Annotated in this window: 6 protein-coding genes; all 6 read left to right on the top strand. The window is 74.7% G+C overall.

Annotation, left to right across the window (positions count from 1 at the left end; translation table 11 throughout):
• Positions 1-2: 2 nt before the first annotated feature.
• From FRAEUI1C_RS21070 to FRAEUI1C_RS21095, 6 genes are read left to right on the top strand one after another with little or no spacing between them, the layout of a single operon-like run.
• A complete protein-coding gene (locus FRAEUI1C_RS21070) occupies positions 3-6095 on the top strand; it encodes a type I polyketide synthase (protein WP_013425363.1) in 6093 nt (2030 codons plus the stop codon).
• 2 nt (positions 6096-6097) lie between these two features.
• Positions 6098-15136, top strand: a complete 9039-nt coding sequence (locus FRAEUI1C_RS21075) for a type I polyketide synthase (protein WP_013425364.1) — start codon at positions 6098-6100, stop codon at positions 15134-15136.
• On the top strand, positions 15105-17159 hold the full coding sequence (locus tag FRAEUI1C_RS21080) for an HAD-IIIC family phosphatase (RefSeq protein WP_013425365.1): 2055 nt from the start codon (positions 15105-15107) through the stop codon (positions 17157-17159). Before FRAEUI1C_RS21075 ends, FRAEUI1C_RS21080 begins: the two co-directional genes overlap by 32 nt.
• A complete protein-coding gene (locus FRAEUI1C_RS21085; protein WP_013425366.1) occupies positions 17156-17416 on the top strand; it encodes an acyl carrier protein in 261 nt (86 codons plus the stop codon). Before FRAEUI1C_RS21080 ends, FRAEUI1C_RS21085 begins: the two co-directional genes overlap by 4 nt.
• Positions 17413-18261, top strand: coding sequence for a 2-oxo acid dehydrogenase subunit E2 (locus FRAEUI1C_RS21090; protein WP_013425367.1), 849 nt, complete (start codon positions 17413-17415; stop codon positions 18259-18261). The genes FRAEUI1C_RS21085 and FRAEUI1C_RS21090 overlap by 4 nt, the downstream gene beginning before the upstream one ends.
• Positions 18258-19298, top strand: a complete 1041-nt coding sequence (locus tag FRAEUI1C_RS21095; protein WP_013425368.1) for an alpha/beta fold hydrolase — start codon at positions 18258-18260, stop codon at positions 19296-19298. The genes FRAEUI1C_RS21090 and FRAEUI1C_RS21095 overlap by 4 nt, the downstream gene beginning before the upstream one ends.
• Positions 19299-19391 lie beyond the last annotated feature (93 nt).

Genomic DNA, 19391 nt, shown 5'->3' on the forward strand with positions numbered 1-19391 from the left:
TCATGAATCCCGACGCACCCGAGCAGAAGCTGCGTGACTACCTCCGCAAGGTGACCGGCGAGCTGCGGCAGACCCGCCGTCTGCTGCTGGACGCCGAGGCCGCCAGGAACGAGCCGATCGCCGTCGTCGGCATGGGCTGCCGCTATCCCGGCGGGATCCGCGGCCCGGCGGACCTGTGGCGGGTCGTCCGCGACGAGGTCGACGCCATCTCGGCCTTCCCCACCGACCGGGGCTGGGATCCGGATCTCTACGACCCCGACCCCGAACGGCCAGGGCACAGCTATGCCAGGACCGGTGGCTTCCTGCCCGACGCGGACCGGTTCGACGCGGCGTTCTTCGGCATCAGCCCCCGCGAGGCGCTGGCGATGGACCCGCAGCAGCGGCTCGCGCTGGAGGTGTCCTGGGAGACGTTCGAGCACGCCGGCGTCGACCCGCGGTCGCTGCGCGGCGGCGACACCGGCGTCTACATCGGGACGAACGACCAGGACTACGCCGTGCTCGCGGCCGCGGGACCGGACGACGTCGACGGGTACGTCGGCACCGGCAACCTGCCCGCGGTGATCTCGGGCCGGGTCGCCTACACGCTGGGCCTGCACGGGCCGGCCGTGACCGTGGGCACCGCGTGCTCGTCGTCGCTCGTGGCGCTGCACCTGGCGGTGCGGGCGCTGCGCGGCACGGAGTGCTCGCTGGCGCTGGCCGGCGGGGTGGACGTGATGGCCACCCCTACGGTGTTCGTCGAGTTCAGCCGGCAACGCGGTCTCGCCCCCGACGGCCGCTGCAAGTCGTTCGCCGCCGCGGCCGACGGCACCGGCTTCGCCGAGGGGTGCGGCCTGCTGCTGCTGGAGCGGCTGTCCGACGCGGAACGCAACGGGCACGTCGTCCACGCCGTCATCCGCGGCTCGGCGGTGAACTCCGACGGCGGGAGCAACGGTCTCACGGCGCCGAGCGGACCGGCGCAGCGCCGGGTAATCCAACAGGCACTGGCCGACGCGCGGCTGGCCGCGACCGACGTCGACCTCGTCGAGGCCCACGGCACCGGGACGACCCTGGGTGACCCGATCGAGGCGCAGGCGATCCTCGCGACGTACGGCAGCGGCCGGGCCGCCGACCGGCCGGTCCGCCTTGGGTCGATCAAGTCGAACATCGGGCACGCGCAGGCCGCGGCCGGGGTCGCGGGAATCATCAAGATGACGGAGTCGATGCGGCACGGCGTCATGCCGAGGACGCTGCACGTGGACGCACCGACGCCGCACGTCGACTGGAGCGCGGGGGCGGTCTCCCTGCTCTCCGAGGCGTGTCCGTGGCCAGAGCTGGACCGGCCGCGCCGCGCCGCGGTCTCGTCCTTCGGCATCAGCGGCACGAACGCCCACGTCGTCCTGGAGGCGCCGGGGGGCGGCCCGGCGGACGAGGACCCGCGGGACGCGGACTGCGGCGAGCCGGCGGGCGAGGGTGGGGCGAGCCCGTCGACCTGGCTGCTCTCGGCCAGGAGCGGGACGGCGCTGCGGGAGCAGGCGGTCCGGCTCCACGAGCGGGTCGCGGCGGACCCCCGGCTGCGGCCCGCCGACGTCGCCTGGACGCTGGCCACCACCCGAGCCCGGTTCGAGCACCGGGCGGCGCTCGTCGCGACCGGACGTGACGAGCTGCTGGCCAGCCTGGCCGCGCTCGGGCGTGACGACCCGGCACCGGCGCTGCTGCGCGGACGGGCTGGTAGCTCCCGCGCCGGCGCCGTGGCCGTGCTGTTCTCGGGCCAGGGCAGCCAGCGGATCGGCGCCGGGCGCGAGCTGTACCAGGCCGAGCCGGTGTTCGCCGCCGCGTTCGACGAGGCGTGCGCCCAGCTGGACCCGCTGCTGGACCGGCCGCTGCGCGAGGTGGCCTGGGCGGCACCGGGCACGGCGGCGGCGGCCCAGCTCGACCAGACCGGGTGGACCCAGCCGGCGCTGTTCGCGCTGCAGGTCGCGCTGTTCCGGCTGCTGGAACACGCCGGCCTGCCGGTCGCGCGGCTGGCCGGGCATTCGATCGGCGAGATCAGCGCTGCGCACGTAGCCGGGCTGCTCTCACTGCCGGACGCCGCCAGGCTGGTCGCCGCCAGGGGCCGGCTCATGCAGGCGGCCACACCGGGTGGGGTGATGGTGGCGGTCCAGGCGACGGAGGCCGAGGTCCGGGCCAGCCTCGCCGGGCTCCCGGGCCTCGACGGCGGCGCCGACGGCAACTCCGAGCCGGCAGGCCCGCAGCCGGGCACGGGCTTTCCTGGACTCGACGTCGCGGCCGTCAACGGGCCGCTGTCGGTGGTCGTCTCCGGGGACTCCGGCGCCGCGGCCCGGTTCGCCGACCACTGGGCAGCACGCGGCCGCAAGACGCGGCGGCTGGCCGTCAGCCACGCCTTCCACTCCCACCACCTGGACGAGGTACTCGACGAGTTCCGCGCCGTCGCCGCCGGACTGAGCTACCTCGAACCCACGATCCCGCTGGTGTCGACGCTCACGGGCAGACCGGCGGCCGCGGCCGAGCTGGCCTCGGCGGACTACTGGGTGCGCCAGATCCGCGAGACCGTACGGTTCGCGGACGCCGTCGAGTCCCTGCGCGGCCTCGGGGTCACCTCGTTCGTCGAGCTCGGACCGGATCCGGTGCTCGGCGCCGCCGTCCACGAGGTGCTCGACAACCCGGCGGGCCCACGGCACCCGGTCCCGTCGCCCGCGCAGGCCGCGGCCGGCGGCGGCGCGCCCGTGGCGGACACCGCGCGGGCGTTCACCCTGCTGCGGGCGGGACAGCCGGAGCCGATCACGGTGAGCACCGCGCTCGCCGAGCTCGACGCTCGTGGGGTGCCGGTCGACTGGGCCCGGGTGCTGGGCCACCGGGGCGCCCGCGCCGTCGAGCTCCCGACCTACCCCTTCGAGCGGCAGCGCTTCTGGGCCAGGCGCCGGCCGGCGACCGCCGACCTGACAGCGGTCGGCTTCGACCAGGTCCGGCACCCGTTCCTGCTCGCCGCCGTCGACCTGGCCGGGGCGAGCGGCGAGCCGGCCGGCGCCGGTGGCGCGGAACGGGTGCTGACGGGCCGGCTCGCCGCGACCGACCAGCCCTGGCTCCTCGACCACGAGGTGCACGGGACGCTGCTGCTGTCGCCGTCCGCGCTGGTGGAACTCGCGCTCGAAGCCGGCGCCCGGGCCGGCTGCGGACAGGTGCACGACCTTGTGGTCGACGCGCCCCTGACGCTGTCCGCCCGGACCGCGCACCAGGTCCAGGTCGTCGTCCGCGCTGCCGACGACGCCGGGCTCCTGGGCTTCGAGGTCTGGGGCCGCGCCGAGGTCGACGCCGACGGGCCGGGTTCCGACTCCGGCGGCTCCGGCCAGCCGGGGTGGCGGCGCCACGCGCACGGGTTGCTCGCCCCCGCCGGCACGCCGACGGACGCGGAGCCGCCCGCGATCCTGGCCGCCCCGCCCGCGTCGTCCCCGCCCGGCGCCCAGTGGCCGCCCGGGGGCGCGCAGGAGATCGATGTCGCGGACGTCTATGAGCGGTTGGCTGCCGTCGGCCACCGGTACGGCCCGGCCTACCAGGTGCTGCGGGCAGCGTGGCGGGCCGGCGGCGACATCTGCGCGGAGTTGAGCCTGGGGACTGTCCCGGAGGGCGCGGACGGCCACGGCGAAGGGGCGGTCGGCTCCGGGACGCGCGGCGAAGGTTCGGCACCGGCAGGTGACCGGCCGCCGGAGTTCGCGGTGCACCCGACGCTGATCGACGCGGCGTCGCAGGCGGCGTTCCTGGATCCACGCTTCCTGGCCTCAGTGGTGGAACGCGGGGAGACGGCTGGCGAAGCCGGTCGACACCCGTGGCTGGCCACACGCTGGCGGGCGGTCTCGGTCCACGCGACCGGGGCGACCGACGTGCGGGTTCGCCTGTCCCGGTCCGGCCCGGACACGGTGCGGCTGACGATGACCGACCCGGCCGGCGGCCTCGTGCTGACCGCCGAGTCGGTCGGCCTCGAACCGCTGCCGCCGGAGCGGGTCCCGCCACCGCCGGCGCCGCGGGCCGACGGGCTGTACCGCCTCGGTTGGGCCCCGGCCGGCCTGCCGGCACCCCGCTCCTCGCGGACCCGGTGGGTGGTGCTCGGCGACGGCGCGCCGGCCTCCCTCATCGGGGCGCTGGCCAGCGGCGAACCGGTGCCGGAGGTGGTGTTCCTGCCGGTCGCCGGGAGCGGGACGGCCGGGCCCGCGCAGGTACGCGCAACGGTCGGACGAGTGCTCGGTCAGTTGCAGGGTTGGCTGGCCGAACCGGCACTGGCCGGCTCCCGGCTGGTCGTGGTGACGCGCGGGGCGGTTGCCGTGGACGGCGCCGACCCCGTCTCACCGGCCGGCCGCGAGGGCGCCGCCGCGGGCCTCGATGCCGGCGGCTCGGTCGATCCAGCCGGCGGGGCCAGCTGGGGACTGGTCCGGTCGGCGCAGTCCGAACACCCGGACCGGTTCCTGCTGCTGGACGTCGACCAGCCCACCTTCGGCAGTCTCGCCAGCGTCGCCGTTGCCAGCACGGGCGCCATCGACAGCGTTGACGGGTCGGTCGCGGCCGGACTGGCGGACCTGGCGGACTGGGTGGGAGCCCTTGTCAGCGCCGCCGAACCGCAGGCGGCCGTGCGCGACGGCCGGCTCCGCCTCCCCCGCCTCGCGCCGCTGCCGGCGGCTCCCGAGAACGCCCGGAGCGGGATCGACCCGGGGCTCGATCCGGCGGGCACGGTCCTCGTCACCGGTGGCACCGGCGGCCTGGGTAGCCTGCTCGCCCGCCACCTCGTCACCACCCACGACATCCGGCACCTGCTGCTCACCAGCCGACGCGGCCCTGAGAGCCCCGGAGCCTCGGAACTCGTCGCCGAACTCACCGACCTCGGCGCCCAGGTCAACATCGTCGCCTGCGACCACACCGACCCCACACAGGTCGCCGCCCTCCTCGCAGACGTACCGGACGCACACCCACTGCGAGCCGTCTTCCACACCGCCGGCACCCTGCACGACGCCACCCTCACCAGCCTCACACCAGCCCACCTCGACGACGTCCTACCCGCCAAAATCGACGCCGCCTGGCACCTCCACCACCAAACCCGCCACCTCCCCCTCACCCACTTCGTCCTCTACAGCAGCCTCGCCGGCACCCTCGGCGCACCCGGACAAGCCAACTACGCAGCCGCCAACACCTACCTCGACACCCTCGCCCACCACCGCCACCTCCTCGGACTCCCCGCCACCACCCTCGCCTGGGGACTCTGGCAACACACCAGCGGCATGACGCAGAACCTGACAAGCGCCCAACACACCCGCATCGACACCAGCGGCGTCCGGCCCCTCACCACCGAACAGGGCCATGCTCTGCTCGACGCCGCCCTCGCGGGGGACGAACCAACGCTGGTGGCGGCCCATTTCAACCTCGCCACCCTGCGCCTGCACGCGGCCAGCTCGCCGCCGGTCCTGCGCGTCCTGACCGGCGCCGTGCCGCTGCGGCGGGCCGCGGCAAGCGGCGGTGCGGGGGGCACCGGTGCGTCCGCCTGGGCCGACCGGCTGGCTGACCGGCCGGTCGGTGAGCGCGAGACCGCGGCGCTCGACCTCGTCCAGTCCCTGACGGCGCAGGTGCTCGGGCACCGATCGGCCAGCGCGGTGGACCCGGACCAGGCCTTCAGCGAGATGGGCTTCGACTCGCTCGGCGCCGTCCGCCTGCGCAACGACCTCAGCGCCGCCACCGGCCTGCGCCTGGCGGCGACCGCCGTCTTCGACTACCCGAATCCCCGGGCACTGGCCGGTCAGATCCTCGCCGAGCTCGCGCCGCGGACACCGGCGCCGCCACCGGGGTCGATCGTGGCCGACCTCGACCGGCTCGCCACGGCGCTGACCTCGCTCGCCCCCGGCGACGAGCAGCGGGTTCGCGCGACCGCGAGCCTGCGGGAGCTGGTCGCGACCCTCGGCGACACCGGTTCGGCGCCGGAGCGGGACGTGCTGGCCAGAATCGGCGCCTCCTCTGGCGAGGAGATCTTCGCCTTCATCGACAACGAGCTCGCCGGGTCGTCATCCGCCGGTGGCCAGCACGACAACCATGCCGCAACCGTGCCCGGGGAGCGTTCATAGCAATGGCCGACGAAGAAAAGCTGCTCGAATACCTGAAGCGGGTCACGGCCGATCTCTACCAAGCCCGCCAACAACTCCGCGACACCCACAACACCCACCACGAACCCATCGCCATCATCGGCATCGGCTGCCGCTACCCCGGCAACACCAACACCCCCGAACAACTCTGGAACCTCCTGAACACCGGCACCGACGCCATCACCCCCTTCCCCACCAACCGCGGCTGGAACACCCACCACCTCTACCACCCCGACCCCGACCACCCCCACACCACCACCACCACCCACGGCGGCTTCCTCCACGACGCCGACCAGTTCGACCCCACCTTCTTCAACCTCTCCCCCCGCGAAGCCCAAGCCATGGACCCCCAACAACGCCTCCTCCTCGAAACCACCTGGCACACCCTCGAACACGCCCACATACCCCCCGAACACCTCCGCGCCACCCCCACCGGCGTGTTCGTCGGCCTGGTCGGCAGCGACTACGCGGTCCGGGCATTCGGCCAGCCGGCGGACGAGGTCGAGGGTTTCCTGCTCACCGGCAACAGCGGCAGCGTGGCGTCGGGGCGGCTGGCCTACTCGTTCGGCTTCCAGGGACCCGCCGTCACCATCGACACCGCCTGCTCCTCCTCCTTGGTCGCCATCCACCTCGCCGCCCAGGCACTCCGCAACGGCGAATGCACCCTCGCCCTCGCCGGCGGCGCCACCGTCGTCTCGACCCCCACCGTCTTCGTCGAATTCAGCCGACAGCGGGGTCTCTCCCCCGACGGACGCTGCAAACCGTTCGCGGCCGGCGCCGACGGGACAGGCTGGGGTGAAGGCGTCGGCCTGGTCCTGCTGGAACGGCTGTCTGACGCCCAGGCCAACGGCCACCAGGTGCTCGCCGTCGTCCGCGGCAGCGCGATCAACCAGGACGGCGCCTCCAACGGCCTCACCGCCCCCAACGGACCCTCACAACAACGCGTCATCCACCAGGCCCTCGCCAACGCGCAGCTCTCGCCCACGGACATCGACGCCGTCGAAGCCCACGGCACCGGCACCACCCTCGGCGACCCCATCGAAGCCCAGGCACTCCTCGCCACCTACGGCCAACACCGACCCGACGAGCAACCCCTATACCTCGGCTCCATCAAATCCAACATCGGCCACACCCAAGGCGCCGCCGGAATCGCCGGCGTCATCAAAATGACCATGGCACTACACCACGCCACCCTCCCCAGAACACTGCACGTCGACGAACCCACGCCCCACGTCGACTGGACCGCCGGAAACATCCAGCTCCTCACCGACACCACTCCCTGGCCGGACCACAATCGGCCCCGCCGGGCCGCCGTCTCCTCGTTCGGCATCAGCGGCACCAACGCCCACCTCATCCTCGAACAGGCCCCCGAACCCGAATCTGGCGCCGACGCGGAACCCGATTCGGAACAGCCTGCCACGGCCGGACCGGAAACACCGCCCGCATTGGACGACGACCTTCCGCTGCTGATCTCGGGCCGCGGAACGGGCGCCCTGCGGGCGCAGGCGGAAAGCCTGGCCGAATTCCTTGAGGCGAATCCCCGGCTGCCACTGCGGGAGGTCCGGTCGGCGCTGCTCGGCGCCCGTTCCCTGTTCGACGATCGAGCGGCGATCGTCGCCGCGGACCGCGAGCAGGCGAGCCACGCGCTGCGGCGACTGGCGAAGGGCGAGCCCGCACCCGGGTTGTTCTCCGGCACGGCGAGCGCCGCCGCCCGCAAGGCCGTCTTCGTGTTCCCGGGCCAGGGTGGCCAGTGGCCGGGCATGGCGGCTGGCCTGCTGACCTCGGCTCCCGTGTTCCGCGACCAGGTGGCCGCCTGTGACGCCGAACTGTCCCGCCACGTCGACTGGTCGCTGCTCGACGTCCTGAGCGGCGCGCCGGGCGCGGCCTCGCTCGACCGCGTCGACGTGGTCCAGCCGGCGCTGTTCGCGGTGATGGTCGGGCTCGCCGAGCTGTGGCGATCGCGCGGGGTCCAGCCGGCCGCCGTGCTCGGGCACTCGCAGGGCGAGATCGCCGCCGCCCACGTGGCGGGGGCGCTCTCGCTGGCCGACGCGGTGCGGGTGGTGGCGCTGCGCAGCAGTGCGCTGGTGGCGCTCGCCGGGCGTGGGGGGATGGCAGCCGTGGCGCTGCCGGCCGACACCGTGGCCGAGCGGCTCGCCGTCGCCCCCTGGACGGGCCGCGTCGGCATCGCCGCGGTGAACGGGCCGGCGGCGACCGTCCTCTCCGGTGACGCCGGCACGTTGCGCACCCTGGTGGAGCGGTGGTGGGCGGACGGGGTGCGGGTCAGGACGATTCCGGTCGACTATGCGTCTCACTCCGCCCAGGTCGACGAGATCCGGGCCCGGCTGGCCGGGGCGATCGGCGAGATCCAGGCTCCACGCGCCGACCAGGCCGCCGTGCCGTTCTTCTCGACCGTGACCGGGGACTGGCTCGGCGCGGCCGGACTCGACGCCGACTACTGGTTTCGCAACCTGCGCGCGCCGGTCCAGTTCCAGGCGGCTGTCAGCGCGCTGGCCCGGCAGGGGTTCACCACGTTCATCGAGCCGAGTCCGCACCCCGTGCTGACCGGCGCCATCGAGGAGACGCTGGCGGCCGTCGAGGTGGACGGCGTCTGCCTCGGCACCCTGCGCCGAGACGCGGGCGGACCGGCGCAGTTCACCGCCGCGGCGGCGGCTGCGTTCGTCCAGGGAGTCCCGGTGACGTGGCCGCACGGCCGCTCCGCCGAGGCGCCGGCCGCGCCCGTCGCGCGGCGCCCAGGGCTGAACGGGCTGCCGACCTATCCCTTCCAGCGGCAGCGGTACTGGTTCGACACGGCGAACGGCGCCACGGACGTCGCGGCCGCCGGCCTGCGCCCGGCCGGCCATCCGCTGCTCGCCGCGACCGTGGAGCTGGCCGGGGCCGACGGGGTGCTGCTCACCGGTCGCCTGTCCACCGAGCTCCAGCCGTGGCTCGCGGACCACGCGGTCGCGGGCACGGTGCTGCTGCCGGGTACCGCCTTCGTCGAGCTGGCCCTGCGGGCCGCCGACCAGGTGGGCTGCGGCGGGGTCGACGACCTGGCGGTCGAGGCTCCGCTGCTCGTCCCGCCCACCGCGACCGTGGCGGTGCAGGTAGCGGTGGGCCCGGCGGGACCCGACGGCCGGCGAGGCGTCACCATCCACGCACGCCCCGACGGGCCGGAGAGCGCCGACCTGCCCTGGACCTCGCATGCCACCGGCACGCTCGCGCCCGCCGGACCGGGCGGGTTCGGCGGGCAGGGCGGGTTCGGCGGGCAGGGCGGGTTCAGCGGGCAGGGCGGGTTCAGCGGGCAGGGCCCGGCCGACGCGGGGCAGCCGGCGGGCTCCTGGCCACCGGCCGGGGCGACGCCGATCAGCGTGGACGGCGTGTATCCGGCCCTCGCGGACCGCGGCTACGCGTACGGGCCGGTCTTCCAGGGCCTCACCGCGGCCTGGCGGCACGGCGCCGAGCTGTATGCCGAGGTGACGCTGCCCGCGGCGGCGAAGGTCGACGGCTACGGAATCCACCCCGCGCTGCTGGACGCCGCCCTGCACGCCTTCGTCCTGAACGTGCCCAGCGGCTCCGCGACGAGCCCGGAACCGGGCGGCGCCCAGGTGGAGCTTCCGTTCGCGTGGAGTGGGGTTCGCCTGCACGCCACCGGCGCCCGAGTGGTCCGGGTACGGCTGTCGCCCCGGGGATCCTCGGCCTTCTCTGTGATCGTCACCGATCCGACGGGAGCCCCGGTCGTCACCGTGGACACCCTCACCACCCGTCCCGTCGCGGTCGACCAGCTCGGTGCGGCCGCCGTTTCGGCGGCGGGTGGCGCGGCCTACCGCGTCGCCTGGACGCCGTGGGGGGCCGCGCCGGTGCCGGCCTCGCCCGGCGGCGCCGGGCCCGCGCGGTCCGGCGGGGTCCGCCGTGTCCTCGACGGCGCCGAGGTACCCGCGGAGACCAACGGCCTGGCCGCGCTGGTCAGCGCGGTGGCCGCCGGCGAGCCGGTGCCGGAAGCGGTGTTCCTGCCGGTCTCCGGCGGCGGAGTAGCCGATCCGGCGCGGGTGCGGTCGGAGGTGGGACGGGTGCTGGCCCTGTCGCGGGGCTGGTTGGCCGAGCCCGTCCTGGCCGGCTCCCGCCTGGTCGTGGTCACCCGCGGCGCGGTGGTGGTCGACGGGGCCGACGTCTCCCGCGAGGACCCCGAGGTCGACCTGGCGGGCGGGGCCGTCTCGGGGCTCGTCCGGTCGGCGCTGTCCGAGTACCCCGACCGGTTCCTGCTCCTCGACGTCGACCCGTCCACCTTCGAGGCCCTCACCCGCCCCGCCCCAGCCAGCGACCCCGGCCCCGGCCCCGACAGGGGCTCTGGCCCCGACAGCGCCGACGGACCGGAGGCGGACGCGACGCCGGGCCTCACCGCCTGGGTGCGGGCGCTCGTCGGCGCCGACGAGTCGCAGGCTGCCCTCCGCGACGGTCGGCTCTACGTCCCCCGCCTCACCACGCTGCCCGCGACACCCGCGAGCCCGGACCGGGAATCCCCGCTCGACCCCGACCGCACGGTCCTCATCACCGGCGGCACCGGCACCCTCGGCAGCCTGCTCGCCCGCCACCTCGCGACCACCCACGGCGCCCGGCACCTGCTCCTGACCAGCAGGCAGGGACCGGACAGCCCCGGAGCCCGCGAGCTCGTCGCGGAACTCACCGGCCTAGGCGCCCACGTCGACGTCGTCGCCTGCGACCACACCGACCCCGGCCAGGTCGCCGCGCTGCTCGCCGCCATCTCGCCCCAACACCCGCTCGGTGCCGTCTTCCACACCGCCGGCACCCTGCACGACGCCACCCTCACCACCCTCACACCAGCCCACCTCGACGACGTCCTACCCACGAAGATCGACGCCGCCTGGCACCTCCACGAACAAACCCGAGAGCTCCCGCTCACCCACTTCGTCCTGTACAGCAGCCTCGCCGGCACCCTCGGCGCACCCGGACAAGCCAACTACGCAGCCGCCAACACCTACCTCGACACCCTCGCCCACCACCGCCACACCCAAGGACTCCCCGCCACCACCCTCGCCTGGGGACTCTGGCAACACACCAGCGGGCTGACGCAGACCCTCAGCACCACCCAGCACACCCGGCTGCACCGAGGCGGCATCCATCCCCTCACCACCGAACAGGGCCACACCCTGCTCGACGCCGCCCTCCGCAGCGACCAGCCCACCCTCGCGACGGCCCATCTCAACAGCACCGCCCTGCGTGGCCAGGCGGCGGCGCCTCCGCCCATCCTCCGGCTGCTCGCGGGCGCCGGGGCCAGGCCGACGGCGCGGACGATCGACCCGTCGTCGTTGGCGGCAGAGCTCTCGGGGCTCGCTCCCGCCGAACGGCGCCAACGCATGCTGCGGACCGTCCGCGGCGCCGCCGCGGCGGTGCTCGGCCACCTCTCGGACGACGCGGTCGATCCAGGCCAGGCGTTCAGCGACCTGGGCTTCGACTCGCTCACCGCGGTCCAGCTGCGCAACCAGCTCAACGCCGCGACCGGGCACCGCCTCCCGCCGACCATGGTCTTCGACCACCCCAACCCGACCGCCCTGGCCGACTATCTGGTCCAGGTGGTCCTGGGCGAGGTCGGCCCGGGCGCGGCCAGCCCGCCACCCCGGGCGCCGGCCGCCGAGCCCGGGGAGCCGATCGCGATCGTCGCGGCGGCCTGCCGGTTCCCCGGCGGCGTGGCCTCCCCCGAGGACCTGTGGTCCCTGGTCGTCGAGGGCACCGACGCCGTCGGTGGCTTCCCGACGAACCGCGGCTGGGACGCCGACCTCTACGACCCGGACGCCGGCCGCAGCGGCAAGACCTACGCGACCGGGGGCGGGTTCCTCCAGGACGCCGACCAGTTCGACGCCGGCTTCTTCGGCATCAGCCCGCGCGAGGCGACGGCCATGGACCCGCAGCAGCGGCTGCTCCTGGAGACCGGCTGGGAGGCGATCGAGCGGGCCGGCCTGGACCCTCGTTCGCTGCACGGCGGCGACACCGGGGTCTACGTCGGGCTGATGGGCAGCGACTACGCCGTCCAGCTGTTCAACCAGCCCAGCGAGGACGTCGAGGGCTTCCTCATGACGGGCAACAGCAACAGCGTGGCGTCGGGGCGGCTGGCCTACTCGTTCGGCTTCCAGGGACCCGCCGTCACCATCGACACCGCCTGCTCCTCCTCCTTGGTCGCCATCCACCTCGCCGCCCAGGCACTCCGCAACGGCGAATGCACCCTCGCCCTCGCCGGCGGCGCCACCGTCGTCTCGACCCCCACCGTCTTCGTCGAATTCAGCCGCCAACGCGGACTCTCCCCCGACGGACGCTGCAAAGCCTTCGCGGCCGGCGCCGACGGCACCGGCTTCGCGGAGGGGGTCGGCCTGGTTCTGCTCGAGCGGCTCTCCGACGCCCGCGCAGCCGGCCACCCGGTCCTCGCGCTGCTGCGCGGCAGCGCCGTCAACCAGGACGGCGCCTCCAACGGCCTCACCGCCCCCAACGGACCCTCACAACAACGCGTCATCCACCAGGCCCTCGCCAACGCACGCCTCACCGCCACCGACATCGACGCCGTCGAAGCCCACGGCACCGGCACCACCCTCGGCGACCCCATCGAAGCCCAGGCACTCCTCGCCACCTACGGCCAACACCGACCCGACGGGCAGCCCCTGTTCCTCGGCTCGATCAAGTCGAACATCGGCCACACCCAGGGCGCCGCCGGTGTCGCCGGCGTCATCAAGATGACCATGGCGCTGCGCCACGCCACCCTCCCCAGAACGCTGCACGTCGACGCGCCCAGCCCGCACGTCGACTGGGCGACGGGACAGGTCCGGCTCCTCACCGACACGACCCCCTGGCCCGACCGCGACCGGCCCCGGCGCGCCGCGGTCTCCTCGTTCGGCATCAGCGGCACCAACGCCCACCTCATCCTCGAGCAGGCCCCCGAACCGGAGCCGGACCCGCGGCGGGCCCCCGACGACGCCGCCGGAGCGGAACCGGAGCCGCCGGGCAGCGGGAAGATCGGGACCACGGGCATGCCGGTGGCCTGGCCGGTCTCCGCCCGCTCCGAACGCGCGCTGCGCGATCAGGCGGGCAGGCTGCTCAGCTGGCTGGAGAACGGGTCCGCCGACCCGGCCGACGTCGCCCACAGCCTCACCGCCGGCAGGACCGCGTTCGAGCGGCGGGCGGTCGTCGTCGGGCACACCCGTCGGGACCTGACGCTGGGGCTGCGGGCGCTGGCCCGCGGCGAGAACGCTCCCGAGATCGTGCGGGGCGCCGTGAGCACCCGCCGTGGCGAGAGCGCGTTCGTCCTCTCGGGCCAGGGCAGCCAGCGCCCGGGAATGGGCCAGGCCCTGTACCAGGCGTTCCCGCCGTTCGCCCAGGCCCTCGACGACGTCTGCGACGGTCTCGACGGGCTCCTGCCCCGGCCGCTGCGGGACGTCATGTTCGCGACGCCCGCCAGCCCGCAGGCCGCTCTGTTGGACCGCACACTGTTCGCCCAGCCGGCGCTGTTCGCGTTCCAGACCGCGCTGCATCATGCTCTCGCGCACGTCGGAGTCCGGCCGGACCATCTGATCGGCCACTCGGTCGGCGAGGTCAGCGCGGTGCACCTCGCCGGGGTGTTCGACCTCGCGGACAGCTGCGCGCTCGTGGCCGCCCGGGCCCGGCTGATGGAACAGGCCCGTGGCGACGGGGCGATGTACTCGGTCCGGGCGCCCGAGGCCGACTGGGCGCCGCTGCTCACCGGCTACGCCGGCCGGGTCGTCGTGGCGGCCGTGAACGAGGCCGACTCGGTCGTGCTGTCCGGGGACAGCGACGCGCTCGCGGAGATCGCCGCCACCCTCGCCGGCCGCGGCCACCGGGCCAGGCGCCTGCGGGTCAGCCACGCCTTTCACTCGCCGCACATGGACTCCATGGTCGCCGAGTTCGGGCAGGTCGTCGCGGGGCTGTCCCCGGCGGCCCAGGCCGGGTCCGTCGTCTCGACGCTGACCGGGCAGCCGGAGAAGGCCGAGGTGCTCGGCTCGCCCGACTACTGGGTGCGCCAGGTCCGCGCGCCCGTCCGGTTCCGCGACGGCGTCCGGGCGCTGCGCGAGCTCGGCGTGCTGACCTGCGTGGAGCTCGCGCCGACACCGACGCTCGCCGCGGCCATCCTGCGCGAGACGGACGGCAGCGGGACGGACGTCGTGCCGATCTTCGAGCAGCAACGGCCCGAGCCCGCCGCGTTCGTCGGCTCGGTCGCCCGCCTCCACAGCCGCGGCCACGACGTCCAGTGGCCGGCGCTGCTTCCCCCCGGCCGGCCGGTCGACCTCCCGACCTACGCTTTTCAGCGACGCCGCTACTGGGTCTCGGGCTCGGCGCGCCGACCGGACCGGCCCGGTTCGGCGGGCCCGCTCGAACAGCGGTTCTGGGCGGCGGTGGAGCAGGCGGACCTGGCCGCGGTGGCGCGCACGCTCGACCTCGACGACGCCGGACGTGACGCGCTGGACAGCCTCCTGCCCGCGTTGGCGGCCTGGCACCGGATCGCCGAGGCGTCGCCTGATCCCGCTCCGCGCCCGGGGACCGAGGCCGCGGGGGCTGACGGGGACGGCTCCGAGGGCGACGGGACCGAGGCGGAGCTGTTCGCCAGGACCCTGACGGCCGCCGCCGTCGAGGAGCGGCGCGCGGTCGTGCTGGCGCTGGTGCTGGCCAAGGCCGCGGACGTGCTCGGTCACGACGCGCCGGACGAGATCGAGCACGACGCCCAGTTCCTCGAGATCGGCTTCACGTCGCTGAGCGCCATGGAGCTGCGCAACCAGCTGGCGGCGGCGACCGCCGTGGCGCTCACTCCGTCGGTCGTGTTCGACCACCCCACGCCCTCGTCCCTGGCCGACTACCTGTGGGCGGAGCTGGGCGGCACGCCTCCCGCCGGCGGCGGGACCGCCGACTACGAGCCCGCGACCAGGACACCGACGCCTGAACCGCCGCACGCCGAACCCGCGACCGAGGAGAGCGACCATGAACGGCGACCGGTCGGCCCCGACCTCTGACCCGGCCACGATGGCGACGCGCGACCCCGACCCGCCGACTGGGGCGAGCCCGCGGGCGGCCACCGTGATCGACGGTGACCCGGTGAAGGCCTGGCCGAGCGCCGCCGAACGGGCGGACACGGCCCTGCGGGACCTGCGCCGCCGTGGCGGCCTCGCGGCCGAGTTCGCGGAGCTGTCGAGGATTCTCGACGAGCTCGCACCGTCGCGGCTGGCCGCGGCGGGCAACCTGATCGCCACGCTCGACCCGGCCGAGATCCTGCGCGCGAACCCGACGGTCACGGCCGTCACGGTCGCGGTCACCGGTCACGGCACCCTGGGGCCGCTGGTCCCGGTGCTGACGGCGGAACTGGCTCGGCATCGGCTGCTCGCCCGGCCGACGCTGGGCGCCTTCGGCAGCTACGTCTTCGACCTCGGCGACCCGGCGAGCGAGCTGTACGCCGCCGATCCGGACCTGGTCCTGTGCGTGCTGGACCAGCGGGTCGTCCTCGACGAGCTGCCCACCCCGTGGCGGGTCGAGGACCTGGAGCGCGTCGTCACGGCCAGGCTGGCCACCGTCGAGGAGCTGGTCGACCGGTTCCAGCGGACGGCGCGCGGCACGCTCGTGCTCAACACGCTGCCGCTGGGACGCGAGGCCACCGCGGCGGTCGTGGACTACCGGTCGCGAGCCCGGCTCGGCGCCATCTGGCGGGAGGCCAACGCCCGGCTGCTGCGGCTGGCCGAGACGTCCCAGCGGCTGGTGGTCGTGGACCTCGACCCGCTGCTGGCGGGTGGCCTGCCCGCCGTGGATCCCCGGCACGACCTCTATGCCGGGGCGCACCTGTCCGCGCAGCTGCTCGCCGGTTACGCCAGGGAGATCGGCCACCTGGCCCGTCACCTGACCGGGCGGACCCGCAAGGTCCTCGTCGTCGATCTGGACGAGACGGTCTGGGGTGGCGTGCTCGGCGAGGTGGGGCCGGACGGGATCGAGGTCGTGCCGGCGGACGGATACCGGGGCGGCGCGTTCCAGGCGTTCCAGCGAACCGTCAAGCAGATCGGCTCGCAGGGTGTGCTGCTCGCCGCCGTCAGCAAGAACGACCCCGACCTCGTGCGAACGGCGCTGCGCGATCGCGACGGCATGACGCTGCGCGAGGAGGACTTCGTGCGCGTGGTCGCGAACTGGCGGCCGAAGCACGAGAACCTGGCGGAGCTGGCCGCCGCGCTCAACCTCGGCCTCGACAGCTTCGTGTTCGTGGACGACTCCCCCGCCGAACGGGGGCTGGTGCGCCGCGAGCTGCCCGAGGTCGCGGTCGTGGCGGTGGACGACGAGCCGGCGGGCCACCGTGGCGCGCTGCTGGCCGACGGCTGGTTCGACGTCCGCGAGCTCACCGGGCAGGACCGGTCGCGGCTGACGGACTACCGGACCGAGCTCGACCGCAAGGACTTCCTGGACACGTTCGACTCGATCGAGGACTACCTGCGCGAGCTCGGCGTGCAGGTCCGGCTGCGCGCGGTGCGCCCGAGCGAGATCGGCCGGGTCTCGCAGCTGACGCTGCGGACCAACCAGTTCAACCTCACCGGCCTGCGCCTCCAGCCGCCGGACGTCCGCAGGCTCGTCGAGGACGACGCGGGCCTGGTGGTCGCGATCCACGCCCGGGACCGGTTCGGCGACAACGGGCTGGTGGGCGCGATGTTCGCCAGCCATCCCGGCGACGTGTGGTCGATCGAGAACTTCCTGCTCAGCTGCCGGGTGTTCTCCCGGGGCATCGAGCAGGCCAGCCTGCTCGCGCTGCTGCGCCACGCCCAGCGTTCGGGGGCGACGCAGGTCGTCGGCGCCTACCGGGCCACCGCGCGCAACGGCAAGGTCCGCGACTTCTACCCGCGCTCCGGGTTCGTGCCGACGGGCGGCGCCGACGACGGCCTCGGCGGTCCCGCCGGTCCCGGGGACGACGCGGCCCCGGTCAGCACCTGGCGTCACGACCTGACCCACATCGCCGCGCCGCCGCCGCACGTGGCGCTCACGCAGGACCTCGGAGGCAAGCCGTGAACACGGTCGACGAATTCGTGGAGCTCGTCTCCGACGAGCTCGGGCTCCCGCTCGCGCCCGACGACCTCAGGCTGACGTTCGACCAGCTCCCGGGGTGGAACTCCGTGCAGCTGCTGACCCTGATGGTCGCGTTGGAGCGCTCGACGGCCCGCCGGGTCCGGATGACGGACGTGCTCACCGCGACCTCGCTCTACGAGATCTACGCGCTGGTCAGCGACTCCGAAGCCGCCCCGCTGCCGCGGCGGGCCGAACGATGAGCGCGGCCGTGGGCGCCACGATCGGCGCCGTCCCCAGGCAGCGCCGGCACACGCTGCATTTCCTGCGCGGCATCCGACAGTCGTCGCCGGTGTTCCTCGGGACGACCGTCGACATGAGCCGGGTGACGGAGCACCGGGCCGAGGCGGCGCGCGCGGGCGAGCGATTCTCTCCGGTCAGCTACGTGCTCGTCGTCGCCGGCCGGGTGCTGGCGGAGCACCCCGACGCCAACGCCGCGATCCGGGGCACGCTCATCCCGAGACTGGCCCACTACCCGGTGGTGAACGCCAAGCTGGCGCTCGACGCCACGCTGGCGGGCCAGCGGGTGGTGCTGGCGGCGGTGCTACCGGACCTGCAGCGCGCCACCCTCGCCGAGGTCCAGCGCCGGGTCGACTACTTCCGCGACGGCGACCCCGAGCGGCTTCCGGAGCTCGCCGGGGCCCGCGCCCTCGACCGGCTGCCCGGGCCGCTCGGGCGGCTCGTCTTCCGGGCCGCGACGACACCCCTGCGGCGCCGGGCCGCGGCGGTCGGCACCTTCGCGGTGTCCTCGCTCGGGCACCGGGCCGTCGACGGGTTCTACTCGGTCGGGGGCACCACCGTCACCCTCGGAGTCGGACGGATCGCCGAGCGGCCGGTGGTCCGCGACGCCACGGTGGTCGCCGCCCCGACCATGCGGCTCAGCCTGGTCTTCGACCACCGAGTGATCGACGGCGCGGAGGCCGCCGACGTCCTCACCGAGATCAAGGACGGGCTGGAGGACTTCCCGACACCGGAGGTGGCCGCTCCCCCGCTCGCCACGGGTACGACCGGCGAGGCTGGCACGACCGTTCCGGTGGCGGCCTCATGAGCAACGACGTCGCCGAGCTGAAGCGGTTCGTGGTCGCGCACGCCAGGGCGCAGAAGATCGCCGGCTACCGCGACGTGCTCGCCCGGGTGCAGCACGACGGCGACGGCCCGGGCTCCTGGGTGCGGGTGTGGAGCGAGGAGGCGGCGAGGTTCGAGCGGGCCGGCCGCCCCTGGGAGGCCAGCCGCCGCTACGCGCTCGCCCGGTTCCCGTTCGTCGACGGTCCGGCCAGGCAGGAGGCGATGGACCGCTGCGTCGCCACGTTCGAGGACTGGCGCCGCGAGCGGCCCGACATCGAGGAGGTCGAGGTCGCCCTCGACGGTCAGCGGTTCCGGTGCTGGGCCAGCGGGCTGTCCGCCACGCAGCGTCGCCCCACCCTCCTGATCAGCGGCGGCATCGTCACGGTCAAGGAACAGTGGGCGCCGATGCTGCCGATGCTGCGGCGGTTCGGGATGGCCGTCGTCGCCGCCGACATGCCGGGCGCCGGGGAGAACCCGCTGGTCTACGGCGCCGACAGCGGGCGGATGTGGAGCGCCGTCCTGGACGCCGTCGCCGACCGCGCGGACGTGACCCGCTCCTTCGCGATCGCCCTGAGCTTCAGCGGCCACCTGACGCTGCGCCAGGCGCTGCACGACCAGCGCATCCGGGGGGTGGTGACGGTCGGCGCGCCGGTGAGCGACTTCTTCACCGACGGCCTCTGGCATGGCCGTGTCCCGCGCATCACGCTGCGCACCCTCGCGCACATGGCCGGCCACGGGAGGATGGGCCGGGTCCCGCCGGCCGAGCTGGCCCGCTGGGCGCTCAGCGACGACGAGCTCGCCCGGCTGCGCGTCCCGGTCTTCTACACCGCCTGCCAGCGCGACGAGATCATCCCGGCCAGCGATGTGGCCCGGCTGCGGCGACGCGTCCAGAATCTTCACGTTCTCGAGCACGACGACGTCCACGGCGCGCCGAACCACACCGCGCGCACCCAGCTGTGGACCCTCACCTCCCTGCTGCGGATGCGGCTTTCCGGTCGTCGACGCCGACCGACAGGTTGACCTTTCGCCGTCGGCCCGGCCGGCGCTTTAGCGGCGTGCAAGAGGGCCTTCAGGACCGCTGGCGAGGATGACCGGGTACGCCTCGCCGGATTT

The organism is Pseudofrankia inefficax, assembly GCF_000166135.1.
Lineage (GTDB): Bacteria > Actinomycetota > Actinomycetes > Frankiales > Frankiaceae > Pseudofrankia > Pseudofrankia inefficax.